A 12694-nucleotide genomic window follows, 5' to 3' on the forward strand; every position below is an offset into this window, starting at 1 on the left:
AACTACCTTTATAGGTTCGTCAAGCCATGCACACCTGAGTGTAAAACTTGCCTGGTTCATGCCGTTTTTAAAACGCGTTACCTTACCTATGTAAGACATCCTGAGATATGTGCACCTGACTTCCGGAGGTGTGCTACGCTCCCGGGCGTGTCTGCCAACAGTAGACTTTACACATTCTAGAAAAGGATCATGTACATGGATCCCCTTGACATTGGGCGGTGGCAGTTCGGTATCACGACCGTCTACCACTTCTTTATGGTGCCCCTAACCCTCGGCTTGGGTATGGTCGTCACCTTCCTGTACCTGCGCTATATCTTCACGAAAAAAGACGAATACAAACGTATGACGAAGTTCTGGGGAAAGCTCTACCTCATCAACTTCGCAATGGGTGTGGCAACCGGTTTAGTGCAGGAATTCCAGTTTGGTATGGCTTGGAGTGAATACTCGCGTTTTGTGGGTGACGTCTTTGGTGCGCCGCTAGCTATGGAAGGTCTTTTTGCCTTTTTTATCGAATCAACCTTCCTGGGGCTTTGGATCTTTGGATGGGACAAACTCAAGCCCAAAGTTCACGCCCTATGCCTCTTCATGGCGGTTCTCGGTTCTTGGGTATCCGCATACTTTATTCTGGTGGCAAACTCCTGGATGCAGCATCCGGTAGGCGTTGAAATGGTCGATGGCCGTCCCCGCATGACTGATATTTGGGCTGTTCTCACAAATAACACCGCGCTTCTTACCTTCCCCCACGTGATCTTTGGCGCCATTCAGGTCGCCGGTGGATTCCTGGTCGGTATTTCCTGGTATAAGCTCTGGCGCCGACGCCGTGACGGCATTGACATCGTAGAGGATGGCAAGGTTGTAGTAGGAGATGCAGAAGTTGGCGGTCGTGATAAGACCGACTACAAGGTTTGGTTCCGTTCCCTGCGTATCGGCGCGATTGTGGGTCTCATCGGGTTCTCTGGTGTGGCTCTTAGCGGTCACGCTCAAGCTCAGCTCATGATTCATCAGCAGCCCCTTAAAATGGCGGCTGCCGAGGCGGCATGCCATGACGGCACCGGTTTCTCGGTTCTTTCTATATCTTCTCTGGGTTCTCAAGACTGCGATAAGGTGCAGGCAGTGCTTGAGGTTCCCGGTGCACTCTCATTCCTAGCCCACGAAGATTTCACCACCGAGGTCAAGGGCGTGAAAACTCTCATGCCTGAATACGAAGCTAAATACGGTACGCATCTGGCGGATAACCCCCTCTACGGTGAGCGTGCCGGGCAGAAGATCAACTATTTGCCTCTTATGGAAGTCACCTACTACGGATTCCGAGGCATGATCACGCTTGGTGGTATTGGTGCACTTTCGTACGTCTACGTACTATGGGTTACCCGTAAAAAAGGAACCGGTACCGTTCCCGAAGCCAAGTGGCTGAAAACCCTGGCTTTGTGGGGAATTTGGGCTCCCTTCTTTGGCAACGCCCTCGGTTGGATCTTCACCGAAATGGGACGCCAGCCCTTCGTGGTGGCGCCCAACCCTGAGGGTGACCCGTCCATCCTCATGTTCACGGCGGCAGCGGTTTCTCCGGGTGTGAGCGGCGAAGAGATACTATTCTCACTCATCGCCCTAGGAACGGTATACGGCATCCTGATGGTGGTCGAAATTTACCTGCTGACTAAATACATTAAGGCCGGCGTGGTAGCCGCTATGCCCGAACTCGTGCGCTCTGAACACGAGCAGGACGGCGAAAAGAGCGGTCACGATAAGCGCGATGTCTTGGAGTTCGCCTACTAGGCGGGTAAGGATTCTAAACGATGACCTTCGACTTTAATATCTTTGCCGGGCAGCCACTGCTACCAACCATCTGGTTCGTCGCTATCGGTATTTTCTGGATTGGCTACCTTATCCTCGACAGTTTCGATTTGGGCGTGGGCATGCTCATGAGCATCTTCGCCAAAAACGAGAAAGAGCGACGCCTGCTTCTGAACACGATCGGTCCCGTATGGGATGGTAATGAAGTTTGGATTGTTACCGGTGGTGCTGCCACCTTCGCGGCGTTCCCGTTATGGTACGCATCCCTATTCTCAGCCCTATATATTCCACTAACTTTAGCGCTGCTTGCCCTGATCTTCCGCGTGGTTGCTATTGAGTATCGCGGTAAGAAAAACGATGAACGATGGATTCGCGGTTGGACTATCACTCTCTCGCTATCATCATTCTTCATCGCTTTACTGGTAGGTGCGCTTCTTGCGCTGACCTCCATTGGCTTACCAATTAATGCCAACGGTGACCGTGTAGGCGGTGCCTTCGCCTGGGCCTCCTGGCCCGTGCTTCTAGGCGGCCTCTCTCTTGTAGGGTTTGCCCTCGTGCAAGGACTTGCCTTTGTTGCCTTGAAAACCGATGGAGATATACGCCACCGCGCACGCACCGCCCTGGTGCGTTGGCTTCCGCTTCTGCTTTTGCCTATCGTGCTCTGGGTACTGTACATGCAGGTTACAACCGGTAACGGTATTTCCTGGCTATGCACTATTCTTGCCGTATTTGCAGTGCTCTTTGCATGGATAAGCGCCCGAAGCTCACGCGAAGGCCGTGCCTTCGCAGGTCTGAGCTTCTTCATGGCTTTTGGCGCGCTGACGATTTTCACCGCTCTTTTCCCCAACGTACTACCTTCAACCTTGGACGCGGCTCATTCGCTCACCATTGCAAACGCCTCAAGCTCGGAGTACACACTTGGAGTTATGAGCGTTGTGAGTGGATTTGGATTGCCCGTTATTATCGTGTACCAAGTCTGGACATACTGGGTGTTCCGCAAGCGTTTGCGCGTTGAAAATATCCCCGATGCCCACGATGCTAGCGAGCTGGTGACGCACCCGAACAGGGCGTCATAGACAAGAATGTACCCGGTAATCGGGAGGGTACAGAAGTATTTCCGGTGCTTTCAGCAACATATGAAGGCACCGGAAATACTTTAAAACCGAAAGCAGACAAGCCCGCCACCAGTGTCTAAACTAGGAAACACACCGGAGAAAATATCCACACTCACTTTAGCGGTAGGGAAGGAACGAGACGTGAGCCCACGCGCCAATAAAACACAGCGCAACAACGATAAACGTCCACCGCTAGGACCAGACGCCCGTAAAAACCTAGGGGTTTTCGGGCTTATCACCGGGATACACACACTGGCAACCGTGATCTTCAGCGCGGCGCTCGCATCCCTCATTGCCCGGGCAGCCCACGCCGGATTTACTGCGCTCGCCGCCGAGCACGAGCATCTAAAGGCCGCCAGCGATCCAGAAACCTATCGCGCTCTCATCGAATTCTCGGGTGACTCACAAGCGAAACTCGACAGTACCAATGGATGGCTTCTAGGACTAGGCAATCTTCTTGGCACCGGAAACGCCGCCATAACGTGGGGGCTAATCGTTACGGCGCTGATAGCGCTTGCTGTACGTGCAGGCGCCGATTACGCGCTGTCCGTAAGTGCTCAGCGTGCAGCCGTAGGAGCCAAAGCAAGTATCCGCCAAAAACTTGTGCATCGTGTCTTAGCTACAGGAGGGGCAGACACCCCTGAAGGTACAGGCGCAACCGCCGTTCTGCTGGCGCGGGGACTGAACGCTCTTGATGATTATTACACTAAAACCCTGACTGCCTTTGTCTCGGTCGCCGTAGTGCCCGTTCTGCTGTGGCTTATTGTGCTCTCATTGGATATCACAAGTGCCCTCGTCCTAGCGTGCACCCTGCCGCTTATTCCCATCTTCATGATACTTATCGGTAAAACCACACGTGAAGATACAGTCGCCGCTCAAGCCGAGCTGCACCGTCTATCAGACCATATTCTTGAACTCATCCGTGGGCTGCCCGTATTGATTGGGCTGGGGCGTGAACGTGCACAAACTCGTGCCCTTAGGAAGCTGGGTGAACAATACCGCGAACGTACCATGCAGACGCTTCGCAGCGCATTTATGTCTTCGCTCGCTTTAGAACTTATCACGACCATCTCGGTGGCGCTGATCGCCGTGCTTATTGGCGTGCGTTTGGTACAGGGTACACTCGGACTCGATACCGCAATCCTTGTACTCCTGCTGGCTCCTGAATGCTACCAGCCTTTGCGTGATATAGGTGCAGCCTACCACCAATCTGAAGACGGCATAGCCGCACTTCGATCTGCACGTACAGTCCTTGACACTCCTGTACCAGAAGCCTCTGTGAGCGCTTCCTGCGAAAAAGTATCGACGACTCCCGAAACACCCGAGCACCTTGTGATTGAGAACCTCTCGGTCACATACCCCGGACGTACACAGATCTTAGACTCAGTAAACCTGAATATTCCACGTACTTCGAAGCGCCCAAGCGCGGTAGGAAAACAGCGCGGAGCGTTAGTAGGCATTCTGGGAGCATCAGGATGCGGTAAATCAACGCTCCTCGGAGTGCTTTCTGGGAGCGTCCGCGACGGACTGGTACCAACCGGCGCATCCGAACCGATTAAAGTAACTGGCCGCATTATAGGTGCCGGAAACACCCTGAGTATTCCGCAGAATCCTATTTTCGCCGCCCCCACAGTCCTGCACGAGATGGCGCTCTATGCCTTCAGCGCCGATCGCAGCGAAGAGGACTATGCGGCTAAACTTCTCACGGGGGAAACACAGATACGCCCCTCAGATCGTGAACGCCTAGAGAACTATTTGTGGAATCTCGGGCTCGAAAACCTGAGCGAGCTCAGCCCCGAATCGCTCAGCGCGGGTCAAGCGCGCAGGTTGGCGTGCGCCCGCATCTTAGCTCGCATTGATGCCCTCCACCGTGCAGCCGATCACCATCAAAATCTCCAGATTACCGTTCTAGTAGATGAACCTACCGCCCACCTGGACGCACACGCCGCCCACCTTGTAACTCAGTCTCTGGACGCACTCGCAGAACGCGGAGTAACCGTTCTAATCGTGACCCATGAAACGGAACTTACCGAGTACTGCGATAGTGTGGTGCAGGCATCGGCGGTAGTCGAGGGAGCGCATGCGAAACCATCGCATGAGCAAGCGTATCGGTGGAGCATCGTCCAGAATGAGACACCCAAGATTATCCCCGCTGCAGCCCCGCATAAGCAGGACTCAGCCGATACCTTTGCTGAGCATAGCCCAACGTTACACAACGCTCCTGAAAAGATGGTTCGAGAAAACACAGGACATGCTGTCGGAGTCGTGAAAACCCTCAAAACACTGCGGAATCTTACGGGACTAGGTATATTACAGGGACTGCCGCCGGTCATTCTTGCCGCCCTCACCTCCCTTGCCGCAATTTCTCTGACCGCGCTCTCAGGATGGCTTATCGTACGCGCAGCCGAAGGTCCAGCCATGATGTTCCTTATGGTAGCTATCGTGGGCGTGCGCTTCTTTGGGCTAGGGCGTGCCTGTGCTCGATATGCCGAGCGTTTGCTCACCCACGCTAAAGTCTTGACCGCAGCGAATAATCTGCGTGTGCGCGCCTGGACCGGGGCCTATCTTAATGTTGGCAGCGTGCGGGCCCTGCTTCGCGGAGACGCCCTGCTGGAAAGGCTTATTGGCGGCATAGATGAGCTGCGCGACAGGATTCCGCGTGTTCTCATTCCACCTGCCGCACATGTGCTTGTGATGTTAACAGCACTAATAACCACCATTGTTGTGCTACCTCAGGCTATTGTGCCCGTAGCGCTCGCAGCTTTGATAACAACAATTCTCGTGCCATGGGCTGTTACGCGCGCGGACGCTCACGCTGAGGAAACCACACGTGAAAGTACAGCTGAGCTTTTGCGTTTAGGCGCGGGTGTACTGAGTGCCGCAGAAGATATTCGCGCTAACGGGGTTGCGCCGAGCATCGAGATTGCTACAACACGTTTGAATGACCGCAATGTTGCCGCATTGACTCGCACCTCGTATGCCCAAGGTCTTGGTAGGGCGCTTGTGACCCTGAGCTGGTTCGGAGCAGCACTGTGGTGCGCAAATATCGCGTATCCGTTAGCGGTATCGGGAACGGTAGGTGCTCCGGAATCTGCCGCCGTAGTTCTTATGTGTACGGCAATGATAGAAAGTTCCGTGCAGCATATAGAAGCAGTGCGTTCGTGGCCTTCTTTTGCCACTCTGTTGGCGCAGATTGCTCCCGGTATTGCGGATGAAAATAGTATTTCAGACCTTGAGGACGATACACAGGATACATCTCATGCTGGGCGTGTTCGCGCCCCTCAGGGGCAGGAACCTGCTCTTGAACTTGTCGATGCTGCCGCTCGGTGGCCGAGCATGGACAAGCCCGTTTTTGAGCATCTTAACGCTACGGCGCATACCGGAAAGTGGACGGGAATTACCGGTCCCTCAGGTTCGGGCAAGAGCACCGTACTGGCGACTCTTTTGGGCTTCCTGCCGTTGGAAGCTGGCGAAATTCGCTCCTACGGGAAAGCACGGGGGAACGATCAGCTCCGCGGGTATGCGGCATGGTGCCCACAGGCTGCGCATATTTTTGAGTCTACTCTTGAAGGTAATTTACTCTTGGCGCGCGATCGTGCTGATCGCCCGAGCGAAGAACAAATGATAAAGGCTCTGCAGCGTGTAGGTTTGGGGGAGTGGTACAGCACCTTGCCGGAAGGCCTGCACACCCGTGTTGGTGCTGGTGGCGGGTTCCTGTCGGGAGGCCAGCGGCAACGTCTTGCGGTGGCTCGGGCCCTGCTCGTGGAATCTCCGGTGCTTCTGCTGGATGAGCCTACCGCGCATTTAGATTCTGAATCAGCTGCGGCGCTTATGACTGATCTGGACACGGCAACCCGCACCAGCGGAATGGCAACTGTTTTGGTCTCGCACCGCCCCGAAGACATTGCCCGCTGCAACACGGTTGTTACATTGGAGTAGGTCTATACATGACGTTGTGAGGGGTTCAAGAAATGTTAGACCCCGTTTAGACGTCTTGAGAAGCGTAAGCTTTTGGAAGGATGAAGCCTACGCTCTATGTACGTCAAGCCAGTTAGATTGCTTTTACCATAATCAGACAGGGAGTATCTTCGCCCCACAGGTCTGTCTCTTCAAGAGGCAAAAACCCTACAGCTTTATAGAAATTTCGGGTGCGTTGGTACGGTTCGTTGAAAAAAGATTCTCCAAGCGTCTTTACCTGTATCAGCCTGATACCACGGTTACGTGCCTCTTTTTCGAATGCATTTATTAGGGAAGTACCAATTCCGTATCTGTGAAAGGCAGCATCTACTGCCAGCAAATGAATTTCTGCCTCAACCGGGTAGTGCTGGACGATAAGCATGATACCCACAATTTCGTGGGTTTCGGGATGAGTTACCGTCCACGTTTCCAGTCGTTCAGCATCATGTATGTATTCTGCATTGGACTCTTCACGTCCAAACCATTCAGGCAGGGTCTTGAGGATACGTGCCACCGCTTGAGGGTTATGAGCGGTTTGAGTTGCAGGGAGCCAGGGGATAGTCATGACTGTTTCCTTAAGAATTATGTTTTATGGGTGCTAAAGATAGCCGTGTTCACACTACGGGATGTGACACGGATACGTGGAACGGAATCGTCATAAGACGATAACTAAACAGTCATAAGACGAGCATACCTGATGGAATATGACGGAATGAAACTTTCAGATGCTAGGCTGAGCTTGTACGTATTTCCACGTCAGAGAGCGAGGGCATCATGATTGACGAAACAATGAAAACACTCACCGAAGAATTGATTTCACGCGGTATCAGCTACGATATTGATTTTCTGAAGCGAGTGTATGCCGATAACCTAAAATTTGTGCGGATTCTACCGGATAATACCGTGCAGATTCTCTCGAAACAGGACAATATCGATTTCTTTCAAGCCCTCAAAGACAGTGGCGCCGCACCCCTGAACACAGCGCACACCATACTTTTTGCAGATTCTGACGGTGAAACTGGAACTATTGTGCTCAAACGCAGGATGAGTCAGGGAGCGCAGGAGCAGGATTTTCTATTCACTATCACCTGGAAAAAGCGCAACGAAAGCTGGCAGATTGTTCAAGAAATTGTGGCGGTACTGAGCGAGTAAACAGCGTGCGCCTTAAACGCAGGTTACGGTGATAATACCTCACCGCAACCGTTGTTGAACTATTAGGAATCTTCGTCGTTCAGATACGACTGAGCCACCTCATAGAGCTCAGGAAAATCTGGGGAAACACGTTTCCACGTCTCAAAAGCCTGGTCATTGTGCCCCATCTGCTGGTACAAAACGCCTAAATTCAGCTGTGCTCGCGCATACTGATCGGGAACACTGGCAGGTATTTTCTGATAGGTACTCAGAGCCGTGGTCAAGTTACCATGCAGGTGCAGGAGCACGGCGCTATTGAACTGTGCCATGGAATAGTGCAGAACATCTATTTTAGGAACTTTGCTGTATGCCGCTAAAGCAGACTCATCCTGCTCTAAAGCCTCGTGCACAGATCCGATATTGTACTGTGCTACGGCATAGGGCTGAGTCTCACTTTCGGGAACCTTCTGCCATGCCTTAATGGCCTGTTCATGCTGGCCTTGACCGTCGTAGACAATGCCTATATTTACATGCGCGATGGCGTATTGATCGGGAACACTTTCAGGTACTTTCTCCCACGCTTCACATGCCTGATCGAGCAGACCCTGTTCGTAGTATTGTGCGCCAAGATCTACCTGTTCCTGGGCGTAGCGTTGCATCTCTGCATGAGGCTGATCGACCATGATTTCCTTTCCTACACCAGGTGTTTATAAGCACCTAATTTGCCGGGGCTTACCCTCAAGCAAAAACTGTTTTCTCTAACTATACGGGAAGGAGCCTCAGCGTGAAGATAAGCGCATCCTTCATATCCTAACCGCCGAAGGGATTCAGGCTAGGCGCAGCGTTTAGGCGGCAACAGATTTTTTCATCAGGATATCCGTCTGCTGGTCGTTACCTAGCTGAAAAATGTGCGTACCGAAGGCGGTGAACCCGTTTTTCTCGTAGAAGCGCAGGGCTCGATGATTATGTTCCCAAACCCCTAGCCACATGTAGCTTGTCTTTCGGTCTTCTGCCACACTCATGGCGTGATGGTAGAGGGCCTGCCCAACACCGTTTCCGTGATAGTTGCTCAACACGTAGATACGCTCAATTTCGAGCGCGTTCGCCGCCTGTGGTTCGGTTTGTGCGTCTGCAGTATTGAGCTTGAGGTAACCCACGATGTGCCCGTTTACCTCGGCAACGTAGAAGAATGAATTAGGGTTGCTGAGCTCCCGGGTGAGCTGATCTTCGGAGAACCGTTCCGCAAGGTAGCGTTCCATATCTTCGGCTTTGTTTGCCTCAGAAAATGTTTCGGTGAACGTATCACGGGCAATGCCGCGCAAAATCGGAACATCGCTGATAGTGAGGGGAGTAATCCTCACGTTATCTTAGCCTTCCTGCTTTTGCCCGTTATTCTGCTTCTTCTGCTCGGAGGCTTTTTCTTGGTTCTCGGCGATGATACTCAGGTTGGTTTGTGCCATCTCGTACTGCTCCGCAGCAGACTCGGGAATATTCTTCCAGACAGCAACTGCCTCGTCCGTTTCACCCAGTTTGTAGTAGGCACCACCAATATTGAATTGGGCCTTATAAAAGTGCTCAGAAGCATCCTTGGGAACACGTTCCCATGCCACTAGGGCATCGTCGATATTACCCTGTTCTTCGTAGATAAGTCCGGTATTATATTGGGCTACCGCGTAGGGCTCAGAGGCGCTCGCAGGAATACGTTCCCAAGCCTCGACTGCTTTCGTCGGTTTGCCCTGCTCCACATAGGAAGTACCGATATTGTACTGTGCCGAAGCGTAACGTTCCGGTAAGCTCTCGGGTACACGCTCCCACGCGGTAATAGCCTGTTCTAGCTTTCCTTGGCTGTCGTACACCATGCCCAGATTCATCTGCGCGGTCGCGTATTGTTCGGGAATATCGGCAGAAACGGTCTCCCAAAGTTCGAGAGCCTGCTCTGTCTTGCCTTGGTTGTAATAGGTTACGCCCAAGTTGTTGAGAGCCATTGCGTACTGGTCAGGAATGGTGCTGGGTACCTGCTGGTAGGCTTCAGAAGCCTGTTCGGCTTTACCCTGCCCTTCGTAGAGCACGCCCAAATTGTTGAGCGCTTTCGCGTATTTTGCGGGGGCTGCATCGGGGACGTTCTTGTAGGCTTCAGCGGCCTCATCCATTTTGCCCTGCTGTGTGTAGGTGGCACCCAGATTGTATTGCGCGTGCGCATAAAGATTAGTGACATCCTTGGGAACACGCTGGTAAGCTTCGACAGCTTCATCAACGTTGTTTTGCTGCGCGTAGGTTACACCCAGGTTGAACTGCGCCATTGCGTACTGCTTTGGGGCAGCAGAGGGAATGTTCTTCCATGCTTCAAGAGCCTTATCAGTTTCGCCCTGTTTAATATAGGCAGAGGCAAGGTTATTGTGCGCCTTGGCGTATAGTTCGGGAACATCTTTGGGAATGCGGTTCCAGGCTTCGACCGCCTGCTCTACCTTGCCCTGGTCCCGGTAAACAATACCGAGATTGTTTTGGGCTGTTGCGTAGGCTTGCGGGTTCTCGTCGGCAGAAATCGTGCTCAGCACGTCGATAGCTTTATCGAAAGCACCAGCTTTGTAGTGCTCCTTGCTCAGGTTAAGGCGCTCCTGCACGGTCATCTGCTCTAACGGGTTCTCTGCTTCGGTCACGGTGATCTCCATAGGCGGTGTCTGTAGAATTTCGGGCAGGAAACAAGCCTCTGCCTGAAACGCATATATATAAGAGTAACGGTGTGCAACCTCTGTGTGAAGTTTGACGCCCCCGTAGAAAGATGAAGATTAGAATAAGTTTTTGCCGGTAGACATCATGTTTTCACGTGGAGGAATAACTCTCGTGCAAGCTCCGTGCTCCTTTACTCCTTGTTTCTAAACGGGTTCTGGGAGATGCGAACCTTGTTGTCGTTGTCTTCTTTATCCAACAAGATGCGGAAGAAATCTTGGTCCTTCGCCGCACCGGGGGAGAGCCAAATTTTATCGATATGTGGCAGTACAGACTCCTCATACTCGACGTACATTTTCTGTTCCTCACGGTTGCTGTGAATCTTCTCATCACGGAACTGAGTAATATACATAATGCGGCATTCCTGCTCTTCCTGAAAGGCAATATGTTTTACCAGGTACTGCAAGGGGAGAAGGATAAACTGAACGGTTTCAAGGATTTGTTGTTTTTCTTCTTTATTATATTTTTTGTATGAGTTATCTTCTGTAAATATTAATTTAAGCATGGATGAGACGGATTTATTGTTATTATCTTTTTTTGCTAAATAAATATTTTTCTACACATTCTTCTTTCTTTGAAATTAATTTATAATATTTTTCCCATTTCCCTTTCGCATCTGCGTCTTCATCGTGTTCACGATAGAAAGTGGATTTGTCTCGTTGAGCCAGGGTCCAATACCCAGTTTCAGGGTCTAGATAAATACAGCGGTAGAGTGTGGATTTACCTATTAACGGTTTCTTATTGTCACTCTCCGTTTTCCCTGTTTCATTGGGCTTAATCTGTTCCGATTTACTAGATGGGTCTGTCGATGGGGCAGCTATAAAATCTAAGGTATCTGTCTGATCGCTAAAAAACTTTTTCTTAAATACCAAACTAACGCCTGTTGCTTCCTGCCCATTCTCTTTTCCGTAGAGACGAAACTGGTTAAGGTTGTCATGGTTAAAAGTGAAACAACTAATAAATGTTGCAGTATCGTTTGTATGTATGGTTTCTGGGATACCTTGTTTAGTCCAATAATTTCCTAAAACTAGTCCTTCTGTTGGGTCGTTAACTCCACGAATGGTACTGAGTCGGAAATTTGACGGCTTCTTATTGTTTTTCTTGTCTTCGAATAGATCAAAAGCTATTTGTGGTCGAGTATAGTGCGCAACTTTTGACTCAAATCCTGGAATTATCTGAAGAGACTCTCGGACTTTATCGGTATTTCTAGCTAGACTACGAAGATCGTTAATCAACTCTGGAGGACAACCAAGGATCCTGTATTCCCGCTGAGCCCAATAGTAAAAGGGGCCCTGCACATTGCGGTATGCGTCTTTTGCCTGCTTAATCTCTCCTTCGTCTTTATGAATTTCGCCGAGGCCGAACTGCGCCCGTGCGTAGATTTCGGGGGCTTCTTCACGGCGGATTTTTGACCAGGTTTTGATGGCCTGTTCCCAGTCCTCTTGGGCGTAGTAGGCAGCACCGAGGCCGAGCCGTGCCCGTGCGTAGGCTTCGGAGTCGTCCTCGCGGTGGATGTTTGACCATGCTTCGATGGCTTGATCCAGCTTACCTTGGGCGTAGTAGGTTGCTCCGAGGTTGAGCTGCGCTTTAGCATAGACTTCTGGGTTGTCCTTACGATCAATATTTGACCATGCGCTTATACACTCGTCTAGCCTGTCTTGGATTTCGTAGGCGAACCCAAGTCTGAACTGGGCCCATGCATAGGCTTCGGGATTATCCTCACGGTGAATGTTTAACCAAGCGCTAATAGCTTCGTTGATGTTACCTTTGAACTCGTAAGCAAGTCCTAGGCCAAGTTGTGCCTCTGTGTATGTAAGGGAGTCTTCAGTGGGAAAAATCGTTTGTAGAAGGGTAATTGCCTCATCAAATTTACCCTCATTGTAGCGGCTTCTTCCAAGTTCAAGCCGTTCTTGGGCGGTCATCTGTTCTAGAGACTTATTTGGTTCGGTCACGCCTGTCTCTCCTTGAGGCCT

At 51.4% G+C, this 12694-nt stretch carries 10 protein-coding genes and 1 pseudogene; 4 read left to right on the plus strand and 7 right to left on the minus strand.

From position 1 onward, the window contains the following. Positions 1–195: 195 nt before the first annotated feature. The 3 genes from HMPREF2625_RS07515 (at position 196) to cydC (ending at position 6845) form a co-directional block, all read left to right on the plus strand. Positions 196–1773 carry a cytochrome ubiquinol oxidase subunit I gene (locus HMPREF2625_RS07515; protein WP_004004464.1) on the plus strand — a complete coding sequence of 526 codons (1578 nt, stop codon included), beginning with the start codon at positions 196–198 and terminating at the stop codon, positions 1771–1773. Positions 1774–1793: 20 nt separating this feature from the next. Next, positions 1794–2867 (plus strand): cytochrome d ubiquinol oxidase subunit II, encoded by a 1074-nt coding sequence (gene cydB, locus HMPREF2625_RS07520; RefSeq protein ID WP_070523569.1) that lies wholly within the window; start codon positions 1794–1796, stop codon positions 2865–2867. Positions 2868–3047: 180 nt separating this feature from the next. Further along, complete coding sequence (gene cydC, locus HMPREF2625_RS07525) at positions 3048–6845, plus strand: thiol reductant ABC exporter subunit CydC (protein WP_246826746.1); 3798 nt, start codon at positions 3048–3050, stop codon at positions 6843–6845. A 112-nt stretch (positions 6846–6957) separates the two neighbouring features. Here the strand turns inward: cydC and HMPREF2625_RS07530 are convergent, their stop codons facing one another. Then, positions 6958–7428, minus strand: a complete 471-nt coding sequence (locus HMPREF2625_RS07530) for a GNAT family N-acetyltransferase (protein ID WP_070523573.1) — start codon at positions 7426–7428, stop codon at positions 6958–6960. A gap of 209 nt (positions 7429–7637) precedes the next feature. Between HMPREF2625_RS07530 and HMPREF2625_RS07535 the strand changes: the two genes are divergently transcribed. Continuing rightward, positions 7638–8015: a nuclear transport factor 2 family protein gene (locus HMPREF2625_RS07535; protein WP_070523576.1), complete on the plus strand. Its 378-nt coding sequence runs from the start codon at positions 7638–7640 to the stop codon at positions 8013–8015. A 62-nt stretch (positions 8016–8077) separates the two neighbouring features. On the opposite strand, the gene HMPREF2625_RS07540 is transcribed toward HMPREF2625_RS07535, so the two are convergent. The 6 genes and pseudogenes from HMPREF2625_RS07540 to HMPREF2625_RS07555 all read right to left on the minus strand — a co-directional run bounded on the left by HMPREF2625_RS07540 (position 8078) and on the right by HMPREF2625_RS07555 (position 12673). Next, the gene (locus HMPREF2625_RS07540; protein WP_070523579.1) at positions 8078–8677 is read right to left on the minus strand and encodes a tetratricopeptide repeat protein; all 600 of its coding nucleotides are present in this window, start codon (positions 8675–8677) and stop codon (positions 8078–8080) included. A gap of 162 nt (positions 8678–8839) precedes the next feature. After that, the gene (locus tag HMPREF2625_RS07545) at positions 8840–9355 is read right to left on the minus strand and encodes a GNAT family N-acetyltransferase (protein ID WP_070523582.1); all 516 of its coding nucleotides are present in this window, start codon (positions 9353–9355) and stop codon (positions 8840–8842) included. 6 nt (positions 9356–9361) lie between these two features. Then, positions 9362–10651, minus strand: a complete 1290-nt coding sequence (locus tag HMPREF2625_RS07550; RefSeq protein WP_246826747.1) for a tetratricopeptide repeat protein — start codon at positions 10649–10651, stop codon at positions 9362–9364. A 203-nt stretch (positions 10652–10854) separates the two neighbouring features. Next, complete coding sequence (locus HMPREF2625_RS11070) at positions 10855–11073, minus strand: hypothetical protein (RefSeq protein WP_246826799.1); 219 nt, start codon at positions 11071–11073, stop codon at positions 10855–10857. A 60-nt stretch (positions 11074–11133) separates the two neighbouring features. Continuing rightward, positions 11134–11226, minus strand: a pseudogene (locus tag HMPREF2625_RS11075) (hypothetical protein); the annotation flags it as partial. A gap of 22 nt (positions 11227–11248) precedes the next feature. Then, complete coding sequence (locus tag HMPREF2625_RS07555) at positions 11249–12673, minus strand: tetratricopeptide repeat protein (RefSeq protein ID WP_246826748.1); 1425 nt, start codon at positions 12671–12673, stop codon at positions 11249–11251. Between the last annotated feature and the right edge of the window lie 21 nt (positions 12674–12694).

The organism is Rothia sp. HMSC064D08 (genome assembly GCF_001809525.1).
Lineage (GTDB): Bacteria > Actinomycetota > Actinomycetes > Actinomycetales > Micrococcaceae > Rothia > Rothia dentocariosa.

Excerpts from the sequence above, each read along its gene's own strand:
- HMPREF2625_RS11070 (WP_246826799.1), bottom strand. The coding sequence starts at position 11,073 with ATGTATATTACTCAGTTCCGTGATGAGAAGATTCACAGCAACCGTGAG.
- HMPREF2625_RS07515 (WP_004004464.1), top strand. The coding sequence starts at position 196 with ATGGATCCCCTTGACATTGGGCGGTGGCAGTTCGGTATCACGACCGTC.
- HMPREF2625_RS07535 (WP_070523576.1), top strand. The coding sequence starts at position 7,638 with ATGATTGACGAAACAATGAAAACACTCACCGAAGAATTGATTTCACGC.
- cydB (WP_070523569.1), top strand. The coding sequence starts at position 1,794 with ATGACCTTCGACTTTAATATCTTTGCCGGGCAGCCACTGCTACCAACC.
- HMPREF2625_RS07540 (WP_070523579.1), bottom strand. The coding sequence starts at position 8,677 with ATGGTCGATCAGCCTCATGCAGAGATGCAACGCTACGCCCAGGAACAG.
- HMPREF2625_RS07530 (WP_070523573.1), bottom strand. The coding sequence starts at position 7,428 with ATGACTATCCCCTGGCTCCCTGCAACTCAAACCGCTCATAACCCTCAA.